19 protein-coding genes are annotated in these 24,129 nt (G+C 67.8%); 14 read left to right on the top strand and 5 right to left on the bottom strand.

Annotated features, from left to right (window positions below; genetic code table 11):
• Positions 1 to 82: 82 nt before the first annotated feature.
• Positions 83 to 1,312, top strand: a complete 1,230-nt coding sequence (locus ACO6VM_RS12040; RefSeq protein ID WP_401060695.1) for an acyl-CoA dehydrogenase family protein — start codon at positions 83 to 85, stop codon at positions 1,310 to 1,312.
• A 41-nt stretch (positions 1,313 to 1,353) separates the two neighbouring features.
• Here the strand turns inward: ACO6VM_RS12040 and ACO6VM_RS12035 are convergent, their stop codons facing one another.
• Positions 1,354 to 2,094, bottom strand: coding sequence for a class II aldolase/adducin family protein (locus ACO6VM_RS12035; RefSeq protein ID WP_422403317.1), 741 nt, complete (start codon positions 2,092 to 2,094; stop codon positions 1,354 to 1,356).
• 265 nt (positions 2,095 to 2,359) lie between these two features.
• Between ACO6VM_RS12035 and ACO6VM_RS12030 the strand changes: the two genes are divergently transcribed.
• The 12 genes from ACO6VM_RS12030 (at position 2,360) to ACO6VM_RS11975 (ending at position 16,912) form a co-directional block, all read left to right on the top strand.
• On the top strand, positions 2,360 to 3,508 hold the full coding sequence (locus tag ACO6VM_RS12030; protein WP_258706394.1) for an LLM class flavin-dependent oxidoreductase: 1,149 nt from the start codon (positions 2,360 to 2,362) through the stop codon (positions 3,506 to 3,508).
• Complete coding sequence (locus ACO6VM_RS12025) at positions 3,505 to 4,563, top strand: ABC transporter substrate-binding protein (RefSeq protein ID WP_125463773.1); 1,059 nt, start codon at positions 3,505 to 3,507, stop codon at positions 4,561 to 4,563. Before ACO6VM_RS12030 ends, ACO6VM_RS12025 begins: the two co-directional genes overlap by 4 nt.
• 818 nt (positions 4,564 to 5,381) lie before the next feature.
• Positions 5,382 to 7,637 carry a TonB-dependent receptor gene (locus ACO6VM_RS12020; protein WP_422403316.1) on the top strand — a complete coding sequence of 752 codons (2,256 nt, stop codon included), beginning with the start codon at positions 5,382 to 5,384 and terminating at the stop codon, positions 7,635 to 7,637.
• A gap of 366 nt (positions 7,638 to 8,003) precedes the next feature.
• Positions 8,004 to 9,062: an ABC transporter substrate-binding protein gene (locus tag ACO6VM_RS12015; RefSeq protein WP_422403315.1), complete on the top strand. Its 1,059-nt coding sequence runs from the start codon at positions 8,004 to 8,006 to the stop codon at positions 9,060 to 9,062.
• Positions 9,059 to 9,841 (top strand): ABC transporter ATP-binding protein, encoded by a 783-nt coding sequence (locus ACO6VM_RS12010; protein WP_401060421.1) that lies wholly within the window; start codon positions 9,059 to 9,061, stop codon positions 9,839 to 9,841. Before ACO6VM_RS12015 ends, ACO6VM_RS12010 begins: the two co-directional genes overlap by 4 nt.
• Complete coding sequence (locus tag ACO6VM_RS12005) at positions 9,838 to 10,623, top strand: ABC transporter permease (RefSeq protein ID WP_422403314.1); 786 nt, start codon at positions 9,838 to 9,840, stop codon at positions 10,621 to 10,623. Before ACO6VM_RS12010 ends, ACO6VM_RS12005 begins: the two co-directional genes overlap by 4 nt.
• Positions 10,623 to 12,038, top strand: coding sequence for an amidase (locus ACO6VM_RS12000; protein WP_422403313.1), 1,416 nt, complete (start codon positions 10,623 to 10,625; stop codon positions 12,036 to 12,038). Before ACO6VM_RS12005 ends, ACO6VM_RS12000 begins: the two co-directional genes overlap by 1 nt.
• Positions 12,031 to 13,425, top strand: coding sequence for an amidase (locus ACO6VM_RS11995; protein ID WP_422403312.1), 1,395 nt, complete (start codon positions 12,031 to 12,033; stop codon positions 13,423 to 13,425). Before ACO6VM_RS12000 ends, ACO6VM_RS11995 begins: the two co-directional genes overlap by 8 nt.
• Positions 13,422 to 14,597 (top strand): MFS transporter, encoded by a 1,176-nt coding sequence (locus ACO6VM_RS11990; RefSeq protein WP_422403311.1) that lies wholly within the window; start codon positions 13,422 to 13,424, stop codon positions 14,595 to 14,597. The genes ACO6VM_RS11995 and ACO6VM_RS11990 overlap by 4 nt, the downstream gene beginning before the upstream one ends.
• Complete coding sequence (locus ACO6VM_RS11985; protein WP_401060411.1) at positions 14,594 to 15,349, top strand: ABC transporter permease; 756 nt, start codon at positions 14,594 to 14,596, stop codon at positions 15,347 to 15,349. The genes ACO6VM_RS11990 and ACO6VM_RS11985 overlap by 4 nt, the downstream gene beginning before the upstream one ends.
• A gap of 10 nt (positions 15,350 to 15,359) precedes the next feature.
• Positions 15,360 to 16,115, top strand: coding sequence for an ABC transporter permease (locus tag ACO6VM_RS11980; protein WP_125858366.1), 756 nt, complete (start codon positions 15,360 to 15,362; stop codon positions 16,113 to 16,115).
• An 11-nt stretch (positions 16,116 to 16,126) separates the two neighbouring features.
• A complete protein-coding gene (locus ACO6VM_RS11975; RefSeq protein WP_347151389.1) occupies positions 16,127 to 16,912 on the top strand; it encodes an ABC transporter ATP-binding protein in 786 nt (261 codons plus the stop codon).
• Positions 16,913 to 16,928: 16 nt separating this feature from the next.
• On the opposite strand, the gene ACO6VM_RS11970 is transcribed toward ACO6VM_RS11975, so the two are convergent.
• Entirely contained in the window at positions 16,929 to 18,830 is a 1,902-nt protein-coding gene (locus ACO6VM_RS11970; RefSeq protein ID WP_422403310.1) for a potassium transporter Kup, read from the bottom strand.
• A 366-nt stretch (positions 18,831 to 19,196) separates the two neighbouring features.
• Here ACO6VM_RS11970 and chrA point away from each other — a divergent pair, with 366 nt between their 5' ends.
• Positions 19,197 to 20,561: a chromate efflux transporter gene (gene chrA / locus ACO6VM_RS11965; RefSeq protein WP_422403309.1), complete on the top strand. Its 1,365-nt coding sequence runs from the start codon at positions 19,197 to 19,199 to the stop codon at positions 20,559 to 20,561.
• A gap of 47 nt (positions 20,562 to 20,608) precedes the next feature.
• On the opposite strand, the gene lipA is transcribed toward chrA, so the two are convergent.
• Genes lipA through glyA form a run of 3 tightly spaced genes read right to left on the bottom strand, consistent with a single transcriptional unit; the run spans position 20,609 to position 24,002 of the window.
• Positions 20,609 to 21,583, bottom strand: coding sequence for a lipoyl synthase (gene lipA, locus ACO6VM_RS11960; RefSeq protein WP_401060405.1), 975 nt, complete (start codon positions 21,581 to 21,583; stop codon positions 20,609 to 20,611).
• A gap of 14 nt (positions 21,584 to 21,597) precedes the next feature.
• A complete protein-coding gene (gene gcvT, locus ACO6VM_RS11955) occupies positions 21,598 to 22,722 on the bottom strand; it encodes a glycine cleavage system aminomethyltransferase GcvT (RefSeq protein WP_401060403.1) in 1,125 nt (374 codons plus the stop codon).
• Positions 22,723 to 22,748: 26 nt separating this feature from the next.
• Positions 22,749 to 24,002, bottom strand: coding sequence for a serine hydroxymethyltransferase (glyA, locus tag ACO6VM_RS11950; RefSeq protein ID WP_422403308.1), 1,254 nt, complete (start codon positions 24,000 to 24,002; stop codon positions 22,749 to 22,751).
• Positions 24,003 to 24,129 lie beyond the last annotated feature (127 nt).

Raw genomic sequence — 24,129 nt, 5'->3', positions numbered from 1 at the left:
AGGCCCATGCCCAGGGTGTTTGCGGGCGCTGGCGCAGAACTTGCTCCTGCCCCTGCCTCGCCTAACCGACCCAGGAGCCACCATGAGCCACACCCCCCACACAAGAACCCTGCACAGCGAGGCCGAAGCCATTGCCGTGGCCCGCGAAGTGGCCACCGAAATCAGCCAGCTGGCCAGCGACCCGCACAGCGAACAGCAACTGCCCATCCGCCAGGCCGAGCTGCTCAGCGCCAGCGGCCTCACCGCCATCGGCGTACCGCGCCAGTACGGCGGCCTTGGCGCGTCGGTGGCGACCATCGTCGAGGTGGTACGCCTGATCGCCAGCGCCGATGGCGGCGTTGGCCAGATCCTGCAGATCCACAACGTGATGCTGCGCGGCATCGTCGAGGGCTACAGCGCCACCGCCCGCAGCCGGATTCTCGCCGACGTGCTGGCCGGCAAGCGCCTGGCCAATGCCCTGGCGGAAGTCGGCGGCAAGAACAAATTCGCCATCAAGACCCAGCTGGCGCGTGGCGCCGACGGCCGCCTGCTGCTCAACGGCAGCAAGTTCTACTGCACCGGCGCCTACCTGGCCGACTGGATCTGGCTTACCGCCAGCTACGGCGAGGGCGCCGCAGGCGTGTGGATCAACCGCGAGGCGCCGGGCCTTGAGTTGATCGACGACTGGCGCGCCTTCGGCCAGCGCCACTCGGTCAGCGGCACGGTCAACTTCCACGACATCGAGGTGGACGACGACTTCTTCGTCGCCAGCGAAGGGCCGATGAAGCGCACCGGCCTGACCTTCCCGCAGATCCTCCACGCGGCCATCGACAGCGGTATCGCCGCCGGCGCCCTGCAGGCCGGCAGCGAGTACCTGCGCAGCCGCGCCCGGCCCTGGGTGGAAAGCGGTGTGGAGCATGCCTGGGAGGAGCCGCACATCATCCGCCAGGTCGGCGAGTACGCCGTGGCCCTGCGCGGCGCCGAAGCCGTGCTGCGCGAGGCCGCCCGCTTGTTCGACCAGCACCTGCAGGACGAGGACGACAAGCCGTTGCAGGACGAACTGATCCTGGCGGTGGCTACCGCCCGCGCCCATGCCGATGCCGCCGCGTTGAAGATCGCCAGCGACATCTTCTCGCTGCTGGGTGCCAGCGCGATCCTCAGCAAATGGAACCTCGATCGCTTCTGGCGCGATGCCCGGGCCCACACCACCCACGACCCGATCCGCTGGCGCCTGCATCACATCGGCAACTACTACCTCAACGGCGTCGACCCGGGCGAGTACACCGCCATCCTGGCCAAGGGTGAAAAGGGCCTGCGCGCCAAACAGGGCTGAGCCAGCACCGCAGCGCCCCCGGGCGCTGCGGCAACCCGCGGCTAGACCTCGGCGATCAGCCCCCGGCCCTGCTCCCACAGCCCGCTCATGCGCCATTGCTGCTCCAGCACGCCGGGCCCGAACGGCTTGCCACCGCCCACCGCCTCGGCCAGCGTCTGGAAGTAGGCGCCCTCCTCGAACAGCAGGATCCACTTGGCCGACTTGAGGATGCCCTCGCCCCAGAACGTCGCCCCGCCATTGGCTTCAAGAATCGCCGGGGTGTGCGGATTGGCCTCGATCACCTGCACGATGAACGCCGACTCCGGCTGGCGGCGGTCGATGTACACCGGCAGCTCGCGGGCCAGGGTGACGCGCTGGGCGGCGGCGTAGTCCAGCGGCAATGCCCGGTGGGCGCCGGCCCAGCCGCCCAGGTAAGGCGTGTGCACGTGGATCACTACATTGACCTCGGGGCGCTGTTGCAGCACCGCGGCGTAGCGCTTGCCCGCGCCGCCCTGGCGGCTTTCGCCGAGCGCCACGCCCGGGGCCAGGTATTCATCGAGGTGGACCACGCCGTCGTAGCTGGCGACCACGGCGCGGATGCTCTGGTCGTCGTCCCACGGGCTGGGGGTGGCCAGGGCGATCACAAGGTCCGTGCCGGGCACCCGCAGGTGCGCCTGGAAGGTGTTGGTGGCGGTCAGCGTGCGGCTGTCCTTGAGCACCCGGAATACCTTGGCGGTATCACGCTTGGCCTGCTCGACCTGGGCCAGAATGGCGGCGTCGAGAAGTGGGGAAATCTGGCTCATGTTGACTCCTGGCAAGGGTAAGCGCCGTTGATGGCTGCCAGGCCTGTCAGCAGAACCTGTGCCAGGTGGGCCGCGCCGCGCCCGCGCTGGCCTGTGTCGCACGCGGGCGGCCTACAGCTGCTGACACCCCAGCAGCCGTTGCTGACGCAGTGCTGCTCCAGCAGCAGCGACCACTGGCAAGCCCTCGCCAGGCCCGCTGCCAGGGGCGTGGCATGGGCATTGCTATCCCTTGTCACCCCTACCTTTGGTTCAGGAACGCGAATCCATGAGCAGTGAATTCTTCTGGCGCCTGCCGCTGGGCAGCGATGGCCACCAGCTGAGCACCGACCTGCACGACCGTGGCAGTTTCTCGGCCCGGCCCGGCCATATCGCCCCCGGCCGCACGGCCAGCGGCAGCGCCGACGGTTTCACCTACATCGACTACATCGCCCAGGTGGCCAAGGCCGCCGAACTGGCAGGCTTCGAGGGCGCCCTGCTACCCACCGGCCCCGAGCCGTGGATCGCCGCCGCGGCCCTGGCCCGGGAAACCCGGCGCCTGCGTTTTCTGGTGGCGTTCCAGGCCGCCTGGACGCTGCCAGCCTACGTGGCGCAACAGGCCGCGATCCTCCAGCACCTGAGCCACGGCCGCCTGGACTGGAACATCATCACTGGCGGCAACCCCGCCAGCCAGCGGGCCCACGGTGACTTCCTCGACCACGACCAGCGCTACCGGCGCACCGACGAGTTCCTCGACATCATCGACGGCCTGTGGCGCCACCCGCAGTTCAGCTACGAGGGCGAGGTCTACCGCCTGGAGCACGGCAGCCTGCCCGAAGAGCTGCGCCACGAGCGCAAGCCAGCGGTGTATTTCTCTGGCTTCTCCGACCCGGCCCTGGACGTTGCCGCCCGGCATGCCGACGTCTACCTGAACTGGGCGGAGCCGGTGGCGGCGCTCAAGCCGCACCTGGAGCGGGTGCGCGAACTGGCCGACAAACAGGGCCGCCAGGTGCGCTTCGGCCTGCGCGTGGACCTGTTCGCCCGCGAGACCGAAGACGCTGCCTGGCGTGACCTGCGCCGGCAGTTCGAGGCCATCGGCAACCGCCCCAGCCGGGTCAGCCAGGACTTCACCCGCGGCTCCGACTCGGTCGGCGCCGCCCGCCAGACGGCTTATCACCAACACCTCGAGCGCTTCGACGACCTGGTCATCGGGCCGAACCTGTGGGCCGGTTTCGCCAAGGCCAAGCCCGGCCCGGCCGTGGGCCTGGTGGGCAGCCACCAGAACATCGCCGAACGCCTGGCCGAGTACCAGGAGGCTGGTTTCTCGACCTTCATCCTGGCCGGCAACCCGCACCTCGAAGAAGCCCTGCGCATCGGCCAGGAAGTCCTGCCGCTGCTGCGCAACACCCCCGACCAGCCACGCAAGGACCTGCGATGAGCACCCCACTGGACACCCTCTGGTACACCCACAGCCCGGTACCCACCGGGCTCGGCCTTGCTGTCGAGTCCGGGCGCCTGGCCGAGGCCTTGCGCCCGCACGGCACCAATATCCAGGCGCTGCGCGAGTCGGCGCTGCGCGATGTGCGCGAAGCCCACTACGACCACCACCTGCCCAACTCGGTGCGCCATGGCGGCAACATCCCGGCGATCTGGGCCTACGCCAGCGGGCGCGACACGCGCCTGCTCGGCTTGTCGTGGAGCGACGAGGTGCAGTTGATTCTGACCACCGCAGACAGCGGCGTGAAGAGCGTGCGCGACCTGCGCCACCGGCGCTTCGGCCTGCCCAAGTGGGCCAATGTGCAGATAGATTTCACCCGTGCCCAGGCCCTGCGCGGCCTGGAAAACGCCCTCAAGCTCGAAGGGCTGAGCGTCAGTGACGTGGAGCTGGTGGACTACCCCTACGGCGGCACCCACAGCGACGAGCAGATTCGCCGCGTGCACGGCACCACGGTGGCCTATGCCAGCAACGGGCCGATCCTGCGCAACAACGAACTGATCGGCCTGTTGCGCGGCGACATCGATGCGATCTTCCTCAAGGGTGCCCATGCGGTGAGCCTGGCCAACGAGTTCGGGCTGCATGTGGTCATCGACACGGGGTCGCATCCTGACCCGTTGATCCGCTCGAACAACGGCACGCCGCGGACTCTGACCATGGATGGCCACCTGCTACAGCATCATCCTGAGGCGGCGCGGCTGATCGTTGATAGTGTGTTGCGGGCCGAGCAGTGGGCTTGGGCGCATCCGGAGGAAACCCGGCAGTTTTTGGCCCGTGAGCTGAATACCAGTGAGCATTGGGTGGCCACGGCCTATGGGGAGGATGCGCATCGGCGCTTGCGGACCATGCTTGATGAGCAGTCGATTGTGGGGTTGCAGGATTTCACCGATTTTTTGCACCGGTGGGGGTTTATTCCGCGGCGGTTTGATGTGCGGGAGTGGATTGACTTCAGTGTGCTTGAGGCGGTGTTGCGGTCGACTTCGCGGTTGGCGGTTTGAGGGGGTGGGCGTCATACCACTGCCTCTGAGTAATCAGGATTGGGTAATGGCCACCAGGCGCATGGCAGGAGATTGGGTGAAGGCCACCAGGTGCATGGCAGGAGATTGGGTGAAGGCCACCAGGTGCCTGCCGGTGTTTTTGCAGCGCCTGTGAGATCGAGCGCCGCCCGCGCGGCGCATCGCGGGGCAAGCCCGCTCCCACATTTGTTTCGGGCCAGTCTCTCCTGAGCCATCACCTGGTCCGCCTTGTTGGTACGACGCGGTTTTGGCGTGGTCGCTAACGCTGCATCACATGACTCAAGACATGCGCCAAGGCGGCCAGCGGTACTTTCACAGGACTCATTGGCCCGAAACAGATGTGGGAGCGGGCTTGCCCCGCGATGCGCCGCGCGGGCGGCGCTCGATCTTCAGAGCGCTGCACCTCTATCGCCCTACACCTGGTAGCCCTCATGCGATTTCAAGACAGGCCCTTGGGCGTCACACCGCTGGCCCTGGGTATTCAGGATTGGGTAATGGCCACCAGGTGCATGGCAGGAGATTGGGTGAAGGCCACCAGGTGCCTGCCGGTGTTTTTGCAGCGCCTGTGAGATCGCTGCACCTCTATCGCCATGCACCATCCCCCGCCCCCGTCACTGCTGCCAGATCAGCACCCCATGAGCAATCAACTGCCCGCCGCTCAACACACCCAACCCAAAAAAACAAATAATCGTTACCAATCAACAAGTTAGAAAACTCAAAAAGCTGGCACAAGGTCTGCTATGGCCTAGTACGCCGCGTGGCGCCCTCATAAATATTCTGCCAGTGACAACGGAGCCACCATGCCCATCCGCACCCCCATCAACCCCATCACCCGCGCCCTGTGGCACGCCAGCCTGCTGACCGGCGCCCTGGCCAGCCCCCAACTGTTCGCCGCCGAACCGCCTCCCGAGGAAACCCCGGCAACCACCGCAGCCAGCCCAGCCCTGAAAACCGTCACAGTCACCGCCCAACGCCGCGAAGAAAGCGTGCAAGACATCGCCAACGCCGTCACCGCCGTAAGCGGCGAGAACCTCGGCCAGACCGCCACCGACTACGTCGGCAAGACCCTGACCTTCGTGCCCAACGCCCAGGCCAAGAACCCAGACGGCGATGACCGCCCACGCTGGTACATCCGCGGCGTCGGCACCGGCGACGTCGGCGCCGCGACGGTGTTCCCGGTGGGCATCTACGCCGACGACGTCTACCTCAACGCACCGCTGGCCGGTGGCGACCCGCTGTTCGACATCGACCGCATCGAAGTGCTGCGCGGCCCGCAAGGCACCCTGTACGGCAAGAACACCACCGGCGGCGCGGTCAACGTGATCAGCAAGCGGCCCACCTTCGACACCGACGGCTACGGCACCCTCGCCTACGGCAGCAAGAACGAGCAGATCGTCAACGGCGCCATCGGCGGCGCTCTGGTCGAGGACCGCCTGGCCGCGCGGGTGTCGATTTACTCCAAAGAGCGCGACGGTTTCGTCAGCAACACCAATATCGGCGGCGACAACGACGCCATCGACCGCAAGGCCTTCCGCCTGCAGTTCCTGGCCAAGCTCAACCCCGACCTGGAAGCGCTGTGGAACATCCACAACAGCGAGTCGCGCGGCAACGCCAACGGCCTGTTGCCGGTGGGCCGCTTCCCTTGGCTGAATGGCTACACCCGGCAGGACCCGCACCGCCGCTACATCGAAAGCAACGTCGAGAACAAATCCAAGGTCCAGCACGACGGCACCTCCCTGACCCTCAACTACGACCTGGGCGACTACCGCCTGACCTCGATCACCGCCTACGACCAGACCCGCCAGCGCGCCACCAACGACGATGACCTGACCCCGGTCGAAGGCGGCCACGCCTACACCAACAACCGCTGGCGCCAGTACTCCCAGGAGCTGCGCCTGGCCTCGCCGACCAGCGAAACCCTGCGCTGGATCGTCGGAGCCCACGCCTTCCACGAAGCCTTGATCAGCAAACAGGCGACCTCGGTGCTGGACAGCGATGCCGCCTACACCGGCATCGACTTCGACCACAACAGCACCAGCTACGCGCTGTTCGGCAACCTCGCCTACGACTTCACCGATGCCTTCACCCTGACCGGCGGCCTGCGCTGGACCCAAGAGAAAAAGGACATCGACCTGGACCTGCTGCAGTACACCGGCAGCGGTTTCACCGGCGGCGACGGCGGCGACTGGTGGGACTTCGGCAACCTGCAAGACCCACAAGCCATCGCCGGCGCAGGGGCCAACGGCAACGCCCGGCGCAACAAGACCTGGCGCGCGGTCACCTATGACCTGACCCCGGAATACCGCCTCACCGACAACCTGCGGGTGTATGCCCGCTACGCCAAGGGCTTCCGCTCCGGGGCGTTCAACACCGGTTTGTCGAGCAGCCTGGAGCAACTGAGCACGGTCAACCCGGAAACCCTGCACTCCTATGAACTGGGCCTGAAGTCGGAATGGTTCAACGGGCGCCTGAACGCCAACGCCAACATCTTCTACTACGACTACGACGACATGCAGGTGAGCGCGACCACCACCACCGCCAGCGGCAGCATCGTCTCGCTGCTGGCCAACGACGCCCAGGGCAAGGCCAGGGGCGCCGAGCTGGAAATCCAGGCACGCCCGATCGACGACCTGCTGGTGCAGTTCAGCGCCTCCTACCTGGACACCGAGTTCACCGGCGACCTGTGGAAGGGCAACAGCTTCGTGCGCTCGCCCAAGCACGTCTACGCCCTGGGCCTGGACTACCGCTTGCCGCTGGACATCCCGGGCAAGATCAATATCGGTGGCGACGTGCGCTACCAGAGCAAGGAGTACTTCACCTCGGCCTACCAGCGTTCGGACTGGAACTGGCTGGACCAGGACGGCTACGCCCTGGCCAACGTGCACCTGACCTATGCCACTGCCGACGACAAGTACAGCGTCACCGGCTACGTCAACAACGTCACCGACAAGCAGTACCAGGTCCACGGGCTGTCGCTGAACCGCGGCAGCTCGCCGTACTGGGCGGCCTACGGCGATCCGCGTACTGCGGGTGTGAGCGTTACTGCCAAGTTCTGAGCCACGGGGTAGAAGCAACGGCCTTGCACTGCTGATACGGGCCTCATCGCTGGCAAGCCAGCTCCCACAACCACGCTGGCAAACCTGTGAGAGCTGACTAGCCAGCTCCCACAACGACGCTGGAAAACCTGTGGGAGCTGGCTTGCCAGCGATGAGGCCTGAACAGGCAATAACAGACAGTTGCTCCCACCGCTGCTGCTGGAGCAACACCCCGGCGCCCGACACCTGCTGCCCCAGCAGCAACCCCGCACCAACGCCACCCCTGCCCAACGCCACAGCCCAGCAACGGCGCGGCTTTGCCCGCACCCACAGGGCCTGGCATGCAACCTGCTATCTCAGCCTCAAGACATTCCCGGAAAGCCCGCCATGACCCCGACTACCGTGCGCACCACCCTCAGTGCCCTCGCCCTGGCGTTGGCCAGCCTTTCCAGCCAGGCAGCCGACACTGTCAAGGTCGGCCTCGGCCCGGCGCCGAACGTGGTCAGCCTGGCGCCCTTCGCCGCCGCCCAGGCACTGGGCCTGTTCAAGGACGCCAACCTCGACGTCGAAGCCTTCGAGATCACCGACACCCTGCCCGCCCTGACCAGCAAACGGGTGACCCTGGCGGTGGGCCTGCCCGAGCCGATCCTCAACTATTACCAGCAGAACCCCGGCAAGACGCTGCCCATCGCCTTCTTCTACAACCTGCTGCCGCAGACCTTCGAGTTCGCCGTCGCCGCTGACTCGAACATCCAGCGCCTGGAAGACCTCAAGGGCAAGCGGGTCGGCACCGGGGCGCTGAACTGGCCGCAAGTGGACACCACCCGCGCGGTGCTCAAGTCGGTAGGCATCGGCGAACGCGACTTCACCTTCTCCGCCGTCGGCGTGCTCGGCGCGGGCTTCCACGCCCTGCGCAGCCAGCGCATCGACGCGCTGAATTTCAACGACAGCTGGAACGACATGTTCGAGCTGACCGGCTTCAAGCTGCGCCGCCTGCACTACCCGGACGCCTTCCGCGGTCTGGGCGCCGGGGTATTCATCACCCATGCCGACACCCTGCGCGAGCAGCCCGAGCTGCTGGCCCGCTTCGGCCGCGCTTACAACCAAGGGCAACGGGCCTGCGTGGCCAACCCGGCGTTCTGCGTGCGCGCGGTGTGGCAGCAGTACCCGCAAACCCGGCCGAGCCAGGGCGCGCTGATCAACAACGAGGCTGACGCGGTCACCCTGCTGAGCCGGCGCCTGCAGTTGATCGAAGCCGACCCGGCCGCCAGCCAGGGCCGCTTCGACCACCCGCGCATCACCGGTTACCTGGCGGCCATGCAGGGCCAGGGCTACTTCAAGGGCATCGCGCTGGACCTGCCGGCGCTGTTCTCCAACCAGTTGGCCGCGTCCTTCACCGACTATGACCGCGCAGCCCTCGACGCCCGCGCCAAGGCGGCCCAATGAACCAGGCCATCTTCCCCCACCTGGCCGACAGCGTGCTCAGCGCCCGCGACGTCGGCGTGCGCTACGCCAGCCGGCGCGGCCCGATCGACGCCCTGGCCGGGGTGGACCTGCGCATCGGCCGCGGCGAATTCGTCTCCATCCTCGGCCCCTCGGGCTGCGGTAAATCGACCCTGCTGAAACTGGCCGCCGGCCTGCTGCCGGCCAGCCAGGGCGAGCTGTTGCTCGACGGCACACCCATCAGCGCGCCACGCCGCGAAACCGGCGTGGTGTTCCAGAAACCCAACCTGCTGCCGTGGAAAAGCGTGCGCGCCAACGTGCTGCTGCCGGCCCAGACCCTCGGCCTGCCGAAGGCCCAGGCCGCCGCGCGGGCCGAGCAGGTGCTGGAGCTGGTCGGGCTGGCGGCGTTCGCCGACAACTACCCGTTCGAGCTGTCCGGCGGCATGCAGCAGCGGGTCGGCATCGCCCGCATGCTGCTGCACGACCCGCAGCTGCTGCTGATGGACGAACCCTTCGCCGCCCTCGACGCCATGACCCGCGAACACCTGATGCTGGAGCTGCAACGCATCTGGCAGGCCCAGGCCAAGTCGGTGCTGTTCATCACCCACAGCATCGCCGAAGCGGTGTTCCTCTCCGACCGGGTGCTGGTGATGTCGGCGCGCCCCGGGCGCATCGTCGAGAACCTCACCATCGACCTGCCGCGCCCGCGCACCCTCGACACCCTGGCCGCGCCGCGTTTCATCGAACTCAGCCAACACCTGCGCAGGTACTTCAGCCCATGAGCCGCCTTCCCGCTTTCGCCTACCCCTTGATTTCGACGCTGCTGCTGTTACTCGCCTGGCAGTTGGCGATCAGCCTGTTCGGCGTGCCCGACTACATCCTCGCCTCACCCCGCGACGTGCTGCTGGCCCTGTGGCAGGGCGTGCACCAGGGCGACCTGCTCAAGCATGTGTGGATCACCCTTGGCGAGGTGCTCGGCGGTTTTCTGTGCGGCTCGGCGCTGGCCTTGCTGCTGGGCGCCCTGCTCTCGGAATCGACGCTGTTCGAACGCTTCTGCTACCCCTTGCTGCTGGCCCTGCAATCGGCGCCCAAGGTGGCGCTGGCGCCGCTGATCCTGGTGTGGTTCGGCTTCGAGCACACGTCAAAACTGATCATCGTCGCCCTCACCTGCTTCTTCCCGCTGTTCGTCAATACCTTCTCCGGCATCCGCCGCGCCGACCCGGACCTGCTCGACGCCTGCCGGGCGTTCAGTGCGTCACGCGCCTACCTGTTCTTCCACGTCAAGCTGCCGTCCGCCGCCGGCGACATCTTCGCCGGCCTGCAGATCGCCGTGTCGCTGGCGCTGATCGGCGCGGTGGTGGCCGAGTTCCTCGCCGCCCAAGGCGGCCTTGGCTTTCTGGTCCAGGCCGCCTCGGTAAACATGAACATGCCGCTGATGTTCGCCGCCGTGCTGCTGCTCGCCCTGCTCGGGGTGGCCGGTTCGCAACTGGTGCGCTGGCTTGAGCGGCGGGTGATTTTCTGGACCCGTGGCAGCCATGCCACCACCGACTCGGGAGACCGCTGATGAGCACCCTGTACCTGGATATCGCCGGACTGACCCAGGCCTATCGCCAGCTTGAACTGTCGCCGCTGGCGGTGATCGAGCAGGTGTTCGCCCGCATCGACCGGCTCGACCCGACGCTGCGCCTGTTCACCTGGCTCGACCGCGAGCACGCCCTGGCACAGGCCCGCCAGGCCACCGCCGACTACCGCGAGGGCCGCAGCGTCGGCCCGTTGCACGGGGTGCCGGTGTCGATCAAGGACAACCTCGGTGTGGCGGGTGCGCCGCAGACCTTCGGTTCGCGGCTGTACCAAGACCACCACGCCCGCGAAGACAACGTCGCGGTCCAGCGCCTGCGCGCTGCGGGGGCGATCGTGGTCGGTATCACCACCATGCCGGAGTTCGGCACCAAGGCCACCACCGACAGCCCACTGCATGGCGTCAGCCGCAACCCCTGGGACCCCACGCGCACCCCGGGCGGCTCCAGCGGCGGTTCGGCCGGCGCGGTGGCGGCCGGCATCGGCCCGCTGGCGCTGGGCACCGACGTGGCGGGCTCGGTGCGCATCCCGGCGTCCTGCTGCCACCTGGTCGGGCTTAAACCCACCCTCGGGGTGATCCCGGTGGTGGAAGCCGTCGATGGCTTCGCCCAGCTGGCCCACATCGGGCCGCTGACCCGCACGGTCGCCGACAACGCCCTGGTCCTGGAGCTGCTGGCCGGCGCCGACCCGCGCGATCCGTGGTCGCTGGGCCTTGTGAGCCAGGACTATGCCTGCCAGGCGCAACCAGACGGGCGCCTGGACGGGGTGCGCATCGCCTGGCTCGACCTGCCCATCCCGGACGTCGATCCACAGGTCATCGCCATTGGCCTGCAGGCTCTGGATCGGTTGCGTGCCCTCGGCGCCCAGGTCACCCGTATCGACTTCGACCTGCACGGCGATGCCGAGCGCTTCGGCATTCTGGTTTCCAGCCAGCACCACGCCCGCTACGCCCCGCGCCTGGCCGCAGACGCCGCGCTGTTCGACCCGGTGTACCGCCAGCGCCTGGAGCGCAGCGCCGACATCGACTGGCAAACCCTGGGCGATGCCGGCGAAGCGCGCAACCGAGTGTTTGGCCGGGTCCAGGCGCTGTTCGCAGACTTCGACTTCCTCGCCAGCCCTACCCTGACCCGGCCGCCCATCGCCGCCGAAGCGGGCCTGGCCGGCAACAGCGAAGGCGCGCAACAGGCGCGCCATTACATCGACTACCTGTACCCGTTCAACCTCAGCGGCCACCCGGCCTTGAGCCTGCCGGCCGGTTTCAGCGCCGATGGCCTGCCGGTGGGCCTGCAACTGGTCGCGCCCTGGTACGCCGACGGCCCGCTGCTGAAAGTGGCGGCGGAGCTTGAAGCCCTGCTCGCGCTCACCGACCGCCACCCCGACCTGGAGCCTTTCGATGCCTGACCCGACCCTGCTGCCCGTCGCCGAACTGGTTAGCCTTCTGCGCAGTGGTGCGCTGTCACCGGTCGAGCTGATCGACCAGAGTTTCGCCCGCATCGACGCCATCGACCCGCACTTGCGCCTGTTCACCTGGCAGGACCGCGAGCGCGCCCGGGCTTCTGCCTTGGATGCCGAGCGCCGCTACCGCACCGGGGGTGAGCTACCGGCGCTGCTGGGCGTGCCGTTCACGGTCAAGGAGCAGATCCCGGTGGCCGGCGCGCCACAGACCTTCGGCTCGGCGCTCTACCGCGACCACGTCGCCAGCGCCGACGACCCCAGCGTGCAGCGCCTGCGCAACGCCGGGGGCATCCTGCTGGGCACCACCACCATGCCGGAGTTCGGCGCCAAGGCCAGCACCGACAGCCGCCTGTTCGGCATCACCCGCAACCCCTGGGACCCCAGCCGCACCACAGGCGGCTCCAGCGGTGGCGCGGCGGCAGCGGTGGCGGTGGGCGCCGGGGCGATTGCCGTGGGTACCGACATCGCCGGCTCCGTGCGCATCCCCGCCAGTTGCTGCGGCGTGCTCGGCATCAAGCCGACCCTCGGGGCGATTCCCCAGGTGCATGCCCTCGACCTGTTCAACGCCCTTGGCCATCAGGGCACCCTGACCCGCAGCGTGGCGGATGCCGCACTGGCACTGGAGGTATTGATCGGCCCCGACCCCAGGGACCCCTGGTCGCTGCGTGCACCCCGGCGGGCACTGCGCGACGCCGCCCGGGCCGACGGCGACCTGCGCGGCCTGCGGGTCGCCTGGTTGCCGGAGGTCGGCAAAGGCCCGGCCGATGCCCAGGTGCTGCAGGCCGGCGAGCGCGTGGCCAACGCCCTGCGCGAGGCCGGCGCCACGGTGGCGCAGCATCAACTGGACCTGAGCGACAGCGGCGCTGCCTTCGAGCCCACGGTGCTGGCCCTCAAGCGCCGCTTCCTCGGCGAGCGCTACCCGGCCCAGGCCGATCAGCTCGACCCAAGCTTTCGCGGCTGGCTGGACGCCCGCTTGCCGCAACTGAGCGCTGATGAACTGCAGCACGCGCAGTTCGCCCGGACCCGCCTGCTGCGGCGTATCCAGGGGCTGTTCGCCGACGTCGACGTGCTGCTCACGCCGGCGCTGTCGGCGCCGCCACTGGCCGCCGACGGCACGGACGACGACTTCGACTGGATTCACTACCTGCACCCGTTCAACCTCAGCGGCCACCCGGCCCTGAGCCTGCCCGCCGGGCTCAGCCGCGAAGGCTGGCCGCTGGGGGTGCAGCTGGTTGGCCCGTGGTACGCCGAAGACCGCCTGCTGCGGGTCGCCGCGCACCTGCAACAGCGCCTGCCCTGGGGCACGCCAGACCTGGGGCGCTGGCTGCCATGAGTCACCCTGCAAGCGGTTTTCTGCCGCGCTTCCTGCTGCTGGCGCTGGTCAGCGGCGCCACCGTGGGCATGGCCAAGATCGTCATTACCCTGTACGCCCTGGCGCTGGGCGCCGACGCCTGGCAGATCGGCGTCATCGCAGCGATGGAGGCCCTGGGCATGCTGTTCCTGACCCTGCCCGCCGGCTTCGTCATCGCCCGTTTCGGCGCGCGCCGGGTGTACGCCCTGTCCAGCCTCGGGCCGATGCTGGTCAACTTGGCGATCCCGCTGTATGCCGCCTGGTGGTGGCTGGCCCTGGGGCAGCTGTTGATCGGCTTGTTCATCCCGTTTCGCATCGTCGCCATGAACGGCAGCTTCCTGCGCCAGCTCAAGCACCTGGGCACCGACAAGGCCGGCTGGTACCGCGGCGCCCTGACCCTGGGCCTGGGCCTGCTCGGCCCGCTGCTGGGCAATGCCTTCAGCGAGCGCGGCGCGTTCTCCCTGGCCTTCATGCTGATTGCCGCCAGCTTCGCCGGCATGGCGCTGTACAGCCTGCGCTTCTGGGAGGGCGCCGGCGATGCCAGCCCAAGCCGCACGGCCCCGGCCAGCGGCATGCTGGTCCAGGTCCGCCAGCTGCTGGGCGAGCGCAGCATCCGCCAGAGCTGCACCGTGGAGTTGAGCAACAGCGCCACCACCAGCCTGTTCACCACCTTCATCATCCTCCTGGCCCTGGAAGGCGGCGTGCCTCAGGGCCATGCGGTGAGCCTGGTGATGATCGAAGCGCTGTTCGCGGTGCTTGCCCTGTTCGGCCTCGGCCGGGTGTTGCGCTCGATCAGCCCGGGCCGCGCCTATGCCCTGGGCCTGGTGCTGGCGATCACGGCCCTGCTGGTGTGCGGCCTGGGCCATGGCTACGGCTGGCTGGTGCTGGCGGCGGTGCTGGTGAGCCTGGCCACGGCGACGGTGCACCTGGTCAACATGGCTCGCCTGAGCCAGCGGCGCGAGGACAGCAGCAAGCTCTCCGGCCTGTTCAACCTGGCATCGATGGCCGGCAGCTTCGGCGGCGCCCTGCTGGGTGGCGCGATCAGCCACTTCGCTGGCCTGGCAAACCTGTTCCTGTGCTGGATCCCGCTGTTGCTGCTGGTGGCCTGGTGCTGCCGGCAGCCACGCCAGCAGGTACAGGAGGTGGTGGCATGAAGCGTATCGGCTACCGCCTGAGCGGCCTGGCTTCACCGCTGTTGCTGTTGCTGGCCTGGCACTGGGCGGCCAGCGCCGGGCTGTTCCCGGCCAACCTGCTGATCGCACCGGCAGCGGTCTGGCAGACCTTCACTGAACTGTGCGCCAGTGGTGAGCTGCCCGAACACCTGGCGTTCAGCCTGCTGCGCCTGGCCCAGGGCTTCGCCTTTGGCAGCGCGGCGGGCCTGGGCTTCGGCCTGGCGCTGGCATTGTCAGCGCGGGTCGAGGCCTATTGCGCGCCGCTGTTCCATACCCTGCGCCAGCTCCCCAGCCTGGCGCTGATCCCGATGTTCGTGCTGCTGTTCGGCATCGAAGAGCTGTTCAAAGTCGCCATTGTCGCCCTGACCGTGTTCTTCCCGGTGGCCCTGGCCACCACCGAGGCGGTGCGCCACATCCCCCAGCGCTACCTGGAAGTGGCCCGGGTGTATCGCCTGCCCTGGTACAGCCTGCTGCTGAGCGTGGCTCTGCCCGCCGCCACGCCGGGCATCGTCACCGGCCTGCGCATTGCCCTGACCCGCGCCTGGGTGGTGCTGGTGGCCTGCGAGCTGCTGGCCGCCGACAGCGGCCTGGGGCAGATGATCGAAATGGGCCGGCAGATGCTGCGCATCGATGTAGTGATGGTCGGGGTGGTGGTCACCGGGGTGATCGGTTTCACCCTGGATGTCGGCCTGCGCCGGGTCGAACGACGCTTGTCCGGCTGGCAAAGCCGCTAAGGAGCTGCTGATGAAACTGAACGCACTGCGTGGCCTGCTGCTGCCGTTACTGCTGCTGGCCGCCTGGGAATATGCCTCGCGCCAGAGCACTGCCGGCGCCTACGCTTTCGTACCCTTGGCCCAGGTGGGCGCGGCCCTGGCCGAACTGCTGGGCAATGGCGAGCTGCTGGTCAACCTGTGGGCGAGCCTGCTGCGTACCTGCATCGGCCTGGCCGTAGGAATCGTCGCTGGCACCGCACTGGGTGCGCTGATGGCCCTGTCTGGCCTGGCCAACCGCCTGATCGCACCCTTGTTCCACGCCCTGCGCCAGGTGCCGATGCTTGGCTGGATCCCTTTGATCGCCCTGTGGCTGGGCAACGGTGAAAGCGCCAAGCTGCTGATCGTCAGCCTCGCGGCGTTGTACCCGATGGTGCTCAACACCTTCGAAAGCCTGCGCCAGGTCGAGGGCCAGCACCGCGAGGCGGCCCGGGTGCTGATGCTCAGCCGCAGCCAGCAGCTGCGCCTGATCCTGCTGCCGGCCGCCTTGCCGGGCATAGCCGCCGGCGTGCTGCAGGCCCTGGCCTTCGCCTGGGTGACGGCGGTGGGCAGCGAGCTGTTCCTGGCCTCCGGCGCCGGCCTGGGCAGCCTGATGATGAACGCCGAGGCCGGCGCGCGCATGGAGATCATCCTGGTCTGCGTGCTGTGCATCGGCCTGTGCGGCTATGTGATGTCCTGGCTCTGCACCCTCCTTGCCCGCCGCCTGCTGCGCGGCCACCCGACCCCTTGAAAGGCCCGACCATGAACGCCATCGCTCCCAAGCTTGACCCCAGCACCGCCACCGGCGCGCTGTCCATCCGTGGCCTGAGCAAGTGCTACCCGCTCAAGGGCCAACAGGTGCCGGTGCTTGAAGGCATCGACCTGGACATCCGCCCCGGCGAGTTCGTCAGCATCCTCGGCGCCAGTGGCTGCGGCAAGTCCACCCTGCTGCGGCTGGTCGTCGGCCTCGACCAGGACTATCAAGGGCAGATCCTGCTCGACCAGCAGCCGGTGCGCGGCCCGGGCCTGGAGCGCGGCATCGTGTTCCAGGACCATCGCTTGTTCCCGTGGATGACCCTGCAGCAGAACATCGCCCTGGCCCTGAAGAACCACGCCCTGCCCGCCGCCGAAAAGGCCCGCCTGGTGGCCGAACACATCGACCTGGTGGGCCTCACCGGGTTTGAGAGCGCCTACCCGCACCAGCTCTCCGGTGGCATGGCCCAACGTGCCGCGATTGCCCGGGCACTGGTGAACAAGCCCAAGGTGCTGCTGCTCGACGAGCCCCTTGGCGCCCTCGACGCCCTGACCCGGGTGCGGCTGCAACAGGAGCTGCAGCGGATCTGGGTGCAGGAGCGCTGCACGGTGATCATGGTCACCCACGACATCGAAGAGGCACTGTACCTGGGCGACCGGGTGATCGTGCTGGATGCCCACCCGGGGCGCATCCGCGAGGACCTGCGCATCGACCTGCCGCACCCACGGCAGCGCGACAGTGCGCTGCTGCAGGGCTTCAAGCAACGCTTGCTGGGGGAGTTGGTCGGGCACTGAACAGAGCCCGACCTGCTTACATCTCGACCTGGGTCCCGAGTTCGATCACCCGATTCAGCGGCAGCTGGAAGTACTTGAGGTTGCTGTTGGCATTCTTGAGCAGGAACGCGAACAGGTGCTCACGCCACCTGGCCATGCCCATGCGCTTGCTGGCAATGACGGTTTCCCGGCTGAGGAAATAGGTGGTGCGCATGGCGGCGAACTCAAGATCGTCACGCTGGCAGCGGCTCAGGGCCAGCGGCACGTTGGGCTCTTCCATGAAGCCGAAATGCAGGCTTACGCGGAAGAAGCCCTCACCGAACGCTTCGACCTCGAAACGCTTGCCCACGCTGACCCGCGGTTGGTCCTCGAACACCACCGTCAGCAGCACCACCTGCTCGTGCAAGACCTGGTTGTGCAGCAGGTTGTGCAACAGCGCGTGCGGCACCGCTTCGGGCCTGGCGCTGAGGAACACCGCCGTGCCCGTGACCCGGTGGGGTGGCTGGTACTGCAGGCTGGCAATGAACAGGTCGAGCGGCAGCGCGCCTTCGTCGAGCCGCTCGACGATGAGCCGGCGCCCACGCTTCCATGTGGTCATCAGCACAAACAGGGCGACCCCGGCGATCACCGGGAACGCACCGCCTTGCAGGATCTTCGGGGCGTTGGCGGCAAAGTACAGGCTGTCTACCAGCAGGAAGCCCAGCAACAGCGGGATCGCCAACCAGCGTGGCGTTTTCCACAGCAACAGCACCACCGCCGAGGCCAGCAAGGTGGTGATCAGCATGGTGCCGGTCACCGCTACGCCATAGGCGGCGGCCAGTGCACTGGACGACTCGAAGCCCACCACCAGCAGTACCACGCCAACCATCAACGCCCAGTTGACCATGCCGATGTAGATCTGCCCCTGCTCTTCGCTGGAGGTGTGCTGGATGAACATGCGCGGCACATAACCGAGCTGAATGGCCTGGCGGGTCAGGGAGAAGGCGCCGGAAATCACTGCCTGGGAGGCGATGATGGTGGCCAGCGTGGCCAGCCCGACCATGGGCAGCAGGGCCCACTCGGGGGCGAGCAGATAGAACGGGTTGCGCACCGCGTCCGGGTTGCCGAGGATCAACGCGCCCTGGCCGAAGTAGTTGAGCACCAGGCCCGGCAGCACCAGCAGGAACCAGGCCCTGGCGATGGGCTTGCGGCCAAAGTGCCCCATGTCGGCATACAGCGCTTCGGCGCCGGTCAACGCCAGCACCACGGCGCCGAGGATGGCCACGCCCATGCCCGGGTGGGCGACGAAGAACTGCACCGCCCAGGCCGGGTTGAGCGCCTGCAGCACCTCGGGGCGCTGGGCGATGCCATACACGCCAAGCGCGCCGAGCACGACGAACCACAGCACCATGATTGGCCCGAACAGGATGCCGATGCGCGCGGTGCCGTGCTTCTGGATGACGAACAGCGCCACCAGCACCACCACCGACAACGGCACCACCCAGTGCTCGATGCCGTCGAAGGCCAGTTGCAAGCCTTCCACCGCAGAGAGCACCGATATCGCCGGGGTGATCATGCTGTCGCCATAGAACAATGCGGCGCCGAACAGCCCCAGCAGCACCAGCCCCTTGCCCAGGCGCGCATAGGGCGCCGCGGCCCGGTGCGCCAGTGCGGTCAGGGCCATGATGCCGCCTTCGCCCTGGTTGCTGGCGCGCAGAATGAACAGCACGTACTTGATCGACACCACCCAGATCAACGACCAGAACACCAGCGACAATACGCCGAGCACGCCGACGGTATTGGCCTGGACGCCGTAGTGGCCGGCGAAGACTTCCTTGAGGGTGTACAGCGGGCTGGTGCCGATGTCGCCATACACCACGCCGACCGCGGCAACGAGGGTGCCGATAGCGGTGGTCTTGCCGGGATGGGTTGGGGTTGCAGCGGTAACGCTCTGGCTCACGGATGACGTCTCTGGGCTGGCGGGTGGAAAGCGCCTGCCCTCCCTGTGCATGACGACCTCGCGTGGCGCCCGCTCCGCCCCCGGCTACCTGCCTGAGGCCCTGCGGACCGGGCAGCAGAGGCGGCCAGTATCCTTGCAAGCGATCTGGCCGGCCGTAAAAAGAGCGTAAAAAAGCACGGTATCCGCGCCCCCAGGCCAATCGCAGCGGCCGGTGCTGCTGGGATGTGGGTCGGGCAGCGAAACCGGGCTTTCGACTTCGAGCGGATATCGATTAATGTCCTGCGCACCCCCACCGACTGCGGCGCCGCTCGGCAGCCGAAGGTGGGTGACTCCTGCTGACGGTTTTGCCACACGAGGGCATCGACAATGAGTGAAGGCAGCACCCCGATCAGCGAACAACCACGGGCGCCCAGGCAACCGATAAGCCTGGCCGAAGCCCTGCGCTTCTGGCTCAAACTGGGCTTCATCAGCTTTGGCGGGCCCGCCGGGCAGATCGCGATCATGCACCAGGAGCTGGTGGAGCGCCGACGCTGGATCAGTGAAAAACGCTTCCTGCACGCACTGAACTACTGCATGTTGCTGCCCGGCCCCGAGGCCCAGCAGTTGGCCACCTACATCGGCTGGCTGATGCACCGCGCCTGGGGCGGCGTGATTGCCGGCGCCCTGTTCGTGCTGCCGTCGCTGTTCATCCTGATCGGCTTGTCGTGGGTTTACCTGGCCTTTGGCGAAGTGCCGGTGGTGGCCGGCATCTTTTACGGCATCAAGCCTGCGGTGACCGCGATCGTGTTGCATGCGGCCCACCGCATCGGCTCGCGCGCGCTGAAGAACGGCTGGTTGTGGGCCATCGCCGGCGCGTCGTTTGTGGCCATTTTCGCCCTGAATGTGCCGTTCCCGCTGATCGTGCTGGTGGCCGCTATCGTCGGCTATGCGGGCGGGCGACTGGCGCCCGGCACCTTCGTCATCGGTGGCGGCCATGGCGCCGCCCGGCAGCACTACGGGCCGGCGCTGATCGATGACGATACGCCCCCACCCGAACATGCGCGCTTTCGCTGGCGGCACCTGCTGCGCCTGGTGATGATCGGCGCCGCGCTATGGCTGTTGTCCATGGGGCTGCTGACCCTGGCATTCGGCTGGGACGGCACCCTGACGCAAATGGGCTGGTTCTTTACCAAGGCCGCGCTGTTGACCTTCGGCGGTGCCTACGCGGTGTTGCCCTACGTGTACCAGGGGGCTGTCGGCCATTACGGCTGGCTGTCGCCCACGCAGATGATCGACGGCCTGGCACTGGGGGAAACCACGCCAGGGCCGCTGATCATGGTGGTGGCATTCGTCGGCTTCGTCGGTGGCTACCTGCAACCGATGTTCGGTGCCGAGCATCCGTTGCTTGCCGGGGCGGTCGCGGCGAGCCTGGTCACCTGGTTCACCTTCCTGCCGTCGTTCCTGTTCATCCTGGCCGGCGGCCCGTTGGTGGAATCCACCCACGACGAAATGAGGTTCACGGCGCCGTTGACCGCGATCACCGCTGCCGTCGTAGGCGTGATCCTCAACCTGGCGCTGTTCTTCGGCTACCACGTGCTGTGGCCAAACGGCTTCGCTGGGGCATTCGACTGGCCTTCGGCGCTGATTGCCGCGGGCGCGGCGCTGGCATTGTTCCGCTGGCGCCGTGGGGTGATTCAAGTGCTGCTCGCCTGTGCCTTGGCGGGCCTGGCAGTGCACATGTTGCGGGGCTGAGCGCGCAGGCCGGCCGACAGTGTCGGCCGGCCCATGCAGCACGAGATCTACCCCACCGCCTGCGCCGCCTGTTGCTCGGCGTGGTAGGACGAGCGCACCAGCGGCCCCGACGCCACGTTCCTGAAGCCCATCGCCACGGCCTGCTCGGCAAACCAGGCGAAGGTGTCCGGGTGCACGAAGCGCTGCACCGGCAGGTGGCTGCGCGACGGTTGCAGGTACTGCCCCAGGGTCAGCATGTCGACCTGGTGCTCGCGCAGGCGCTGCATCACCTCGAGCACTTCCTCGTCGGTTTCGCCCAGGCCAAGCATCAGCCCGGACTTGGTCGGCACGCCCGGCACCCGTTGCTTGAAGCGCTCCAGCAAATCCAGCGACCACTCGAAGTCCGAGCCCGGCCGGGCCGCCTTGTACAGGCGCGGCACCGTTTCCAGGTTGTGGTTGAACACATCCGGCGGCTCCTGCGCGGTGATGGCCAGGGCCACGTCCATGCGCCCCCGGTAATCGGGCACCAGGGTTTCCAGCTGGATGCCCGGCGACAGCCGGCGGATCTCGCGCAGGCATTCGACGAAGTGCTGGGCGCCGCCGTCGCGCAGGTCGTCGCGGTCCACCGAGGTGATCACCACGTACTTCAGGCCCAGGTCGGCAATGGCGATGGCCAGGTTCTTCGGCTCATCGACGTCCAGCGGCCGCGGCCGGCCATGGCCGACGTCGCAGAACGGGCAACGGCGGGTGCAGATGTCGCCCATGATCATGAAGGTCGCCGTGCCGCCGGCGAAACACTCGCCCAGGTTCGGGCAGGCGGCCTCTTCGCAGACGCTGTGCAGCTTGTGCTTGCGCAACAGCGCCTTGACCCGCGCCACCTCGGGTGAGGTGGCGATCTCGACGCGGATCCACTCGGGTTTGCGCGGGATGTCCTCGGTGGGCAGGATCTTCACCGGGATGCGCGCCACCTTCTCGGCGCCGCGCAGTTTCACCCCGGCCTGCAGGGGCTGGGGCTTGGTCTCGACAGCCTGGGGCTGGGTCATGGGCAGGCTCCTGTTCAACCGCGGTAGTAACGGGGGGCCACGAAGGGTGTGCGCACCACCTGCATCGGCACCAGCTTGCCGCGTACCTGGGCGAACACCTCGGTCTGCAACGCCGTGTACTCGCTCTGCACGTAGCCCATCGCCAGCGGCCCGCCCAGGCTTGGGCCGAAGCCGCCGCTGGTGACCCGGCCGATCACCTCTTCCCGGGCATTGACGATCAAGGCCCCTTCACGCACCGGCACCCGCTCACGGGGCAGCAGGCCGACCCGTTTGCTGGCCACGCCCTCGCGTTGCTGGGCGAGGATATGCGCAGCCCCCGGGAAGCCACCGGCGCGCTCGCCGTCGGCACGCCGGGCCTTGGAAATCGCCCAGGCCAGGCTGGCCTCTATCGGTGTGGTGCGCACCTCCATGTCATGGCCATACAGGCACAGGCCGGCCTCCAGGCGCAGCGAGTCGCGGGCGCCCAGGCCGATGGCCTCGACCTCGGGTTCGGCCAGCAGGGTGCGGGCCAGCAGCGCCGCCGCCTCCACCGGCACCGAGATTTCGTAGCCGTCCTCGCCGGTGTAGCCCGAGCGGCTGACATAGCAATCGACACCCAGCAGCTTGACGCTGGCGAACTGCATGAAGGTCATGCCGCCCACCTGCGAGGCCAGGCGCCCGAGCACCTTGGCCGCCGCCGGCCCTTGCAGGGCCAGCAGGGCGCGGCTGGCGAACAGCGACTCGACCTCGCACTGGCCCTCCAGCTGCTGGCGCAGGTGGGCCAGGTCCTGCTGCTTGCAGGCGGCGTTGACCACCAGCAACAGCTCGTCGCTGGCCAGCCTGGCCACCATCAGGTCATCGAGGATGCCGCCGTCGGCGTTGGTGAACAGCGCATAGCGCTGCATGCCCACCGGCAGGTCGATGATGTCGACCGGCACCAGCGCCTCCAGGGCCTGGGCGGCCTGGGCACCGCGCAGGCGAATCTGGCCCATGTGCGAAACATCGAACAGTCCGGCCTGCTCACGGGTATGCAGGTGCTCCTTGAGCACCCCCAGCGGGTATTGCACCGGCATGGCGTAGCCGGCGAAAGGCACCATGCGCGCGCCCAGTTGCAGGTGCAGGGCGTGCAGCGGGGTGTGTTGGAGTTCTTGTGTGGACATGGGTGACTCCTTGGGTTCGAGGGGGCTCAGGCCGGGTACACCGGGAAGCGCTTGCACAGTTCGCCGACCTGGCGTGCCACCTGGGCCTCGACGTCGGCATCGCCGAGGTGTTCGAGGATGTCGCAGATCCAGCTGGCCAGGGCGCGGCACTCCTCGACCTTGAAACCACGGGTGGTCACCGCTGGGGTGCCGATGCGCAGGCCCGAGGTCACGAACGGCGACTGCGGATCGTTGGGCACGGCGTTCTTGTTCACCGTGATGTGCGCCCGGCCCAAGGCGGCGTCGGCGTCCTTGCCGGTGATGCCCTGGCGGATCAGGCTGAGCAGGAACAGGTGGTTGTCGGTGCCGCCGGAGACCACGTCGAAACCCCGTTGCAGGAACACTTGGGCCATCGCCCGGGCGTTGTCGATGACCTGCTGTTGGTAGGCCTTGAAGCCAGGTTCCAGGGCCTCTTTGAAGCACACCGCCTTGGCCGCGATCACATGCATCAGCGGCCCGCCCTGCCCGCCCGGGAACACCGCCGAATTGAGCTTCTTCTCAAGGTCCGCATCGCCCTTGGCCAGGATCAGGCCGCCGCGCGGGCCGCGCAGGGTCTTGTGGGTGGTGGTGGTGACCACATCGGCGTAGGGCAGCGGATTGGGGTACAGGCCTGCGGCCACCAGGCCGGCGACGTGGGCCATGTCGACGAACAGATAGGCACCGACCTGGTCGGCGATCTGCCGGAAGCGTGCGAAGTCCAGGGTCTTGGAGTAGGCGGAGAAGCCGGCGACGATCATGTTCGGCCGGTGCTCGAGGGCCAGGCGCTCGACCTCGGCGTAGTCGATCAGGCCATCGGCGTCGATGCCGTATTGCACGGCGTTGTACAACTTGCCCGAGGACGACACCTTGGCGCCGTGGGTCAGGTGGCCGCCGTGGGCCAGGCTCATGCCCAGCAGGGTGTCGCCGGCCTGCAGCAGCGCCAGGTAGACCGCGGCGTTGGCCTGGGAGCCGGAGTGCGGCTGGACGTTGGCGTAACCGGCGCCGAACAGCTGGCGGGCACGGTCGATGGCCAGTTGCTCGACCACATCGACGTGCTCGCAGCCGCCGTAGTAGCGCTTGCCCGGGTAGCCTTCGGCGTACTTGTTGGTCAGCTCGCTGCCCTGGGCCTGCATCACCTGGGGGCTGGTGTAGTTTTCCGAGGCGATCAGCTCGATGTGGTCTTCCTGGCGCTGCGCTTCGCGCTGCATGGCGGCGGACAGCACAGGGTCGAAATCGGAGAGGGTCAGGCTTTTGTGGAACATGGTGTTTTCCTTGTTATTCGTGTTTGGCCGTGCGGCTGATCTGTCTGGTTAGCGTGGGGGGGGGGGGGGGGGGGGGGGGGGGGGGGTGGGGGAGTGGTTGGGTATCGCCGACCTCCCCACCCACCCC

The sequence above is a fragment of the Pseudomonas sp. GZD-209 genome (assembly GCF_049310485.1).
GTDB classification, from domain to species: Bacteria; Pseudomonadota; Gammaproteobacteria; order Pseudomonadales; family Pseudomonadaceae; genus Aquipseudomonas; species Aquipseudomonas sichuanensis.
This window is presented reverse-complemented; position numbering and strand designations above follow the sequence as displayed.

What these genes read in the sequence shown, in the direction of transcription:
- ACO6VM_RS12040 (WP_401060695.1), top strand. Translation starts at nt 83, where the DNA reads ATGAGCCACACCCCCCACACAAGAACCCTGCACAGCGAGGCCGAAGCC.
- ACO6VM_RS12035 (WP_422403317.1), bottom strand. Translation starts at nt 2,094, where the DNA reads ATGAGCCAGATTTCCCCACTTCTCGACGCCGCCATTCTGGCCCAGGTC.
- ACO6VM_RS12030 (WP_258706394.1), top strand. Translation starts at nt 2,360, where the DNA reads ATGAGCAGTGAATTCTTCTGGCGCCTGCCGCTGGGCAGCGATGGCCAC.
- ACO6VM_RS12025 (WP_125463773.1), top strand. Translation starts at nt 3,505, where the DNA reads ATGAGCACCCCACTGGACACCCTCTGGTACACCCACAGCCCGGTACCC.
- ACO6VM_RS12020 (WP_422403316.1), top strand. Translation starts at nt 5,382, where the DNA reads ATGCCCATCCGCACCCCCATCAACCCCATCACCCGCGCCCTGTGGCAC.
- ACO6VM_RS12015 (WP_422403315.1), top strand. Translation starts at nt 8,004, where the DNA reads ATGACCCCGACTACCGTGCGCACCACCCTCAGTGCCCTCGCCCTGGCG.
- ACO6VM_RS12010 (WP_401060421.1), top strand. Translation starts at nt 9,059, where the DNA reads ATGAACCAGGCCATCTTCCCCCACCTGGCCGACAGCGTGCTCAGCGCC.
- ACO6VM_RS12005 (WP_422403314.1), top strand. Translation starts at nt 9,838, where the DNA reads ATGAGCCGCCTTCCCGCTTTCGCCTACCCCTTGATTTCGACGCTGCTG.
- ACO6VM_RS12000 (WP_422403313.1), top strand. Translation starts at nt 10,623, where the DNA reads ATGAGCACCCTGTACCTGGATATCGCCGGACTGACCCAGGCCTATCGC.
- ACO6VM_RS11995 (WP_422403312.1), top strand. Translation starts at nt 12,031, where the DNA reads ATGCCTGACCCGACCCTGCTGCCCGTCGCCGAACTGGTTAGCCTTCTG.
- ACO6VM_RS11990 (WP_422403311.1), top strand. Translation starts at nt 13,422, where the DNA reads ATGAGTCACCCTGCAAGCGGTTTTCTGCCGCGCTTCCTGCTGCTGGCG.
- ACO6VM_RS11985 (WP_401060411.1), top strand. Translation starts at nt 14,594, where the DNA reads ATGAAGCGTATCGGCTACCGCCTGAGCGGCCTGGCTTCACCGCTGTTG.
- ACO6VM_RS11980 (WP_125858366.1), top strand. Translation starts at nt 15,360, where the DNA reads ATGAAACTGAACGCACTGCGTGGCCTGCTGCTGCCGTTACTGCTGCTG.
- ACO6VM_RS11975 (WP_347151389.1), top strand. Translation starts at nt 16,127, where the DNA reads ATGAACGCCATCGCTCCCAAGCTTGACCCCAGCACCGCCACCGGCGCG.
- chrA (WP_422403309.1), top strand. Translation starts at nt 19,197, where the DNA reads ATGAGTGAAGGCAGCACCCCGATCAGCGAACAACCACGGGCGCCCAGG.
- lipA (WP_401060405.1), bottom strand. Translation starts at nt 21,583, where the DNA reads ATGACCCAGCCCCAGGCTGTCGAGACCAAGCCCCAGCCCCTGCAGGCC.
- gcvT (WP_401060403.1), bottom strand. Translation starts at nt 22,722, where the DNA reads ATGTCCACACAAGAACTCCAACACACCCCGCTGCACGCCCTGCACCTG.
- glyA (WP_422403308.1), bottom strand. Translation starts at nt 24,002, where the DNA reads ATGTTCCACAAAAGCCTGACCCTCTCCGATTTCGACCCTGTGCTGTCC.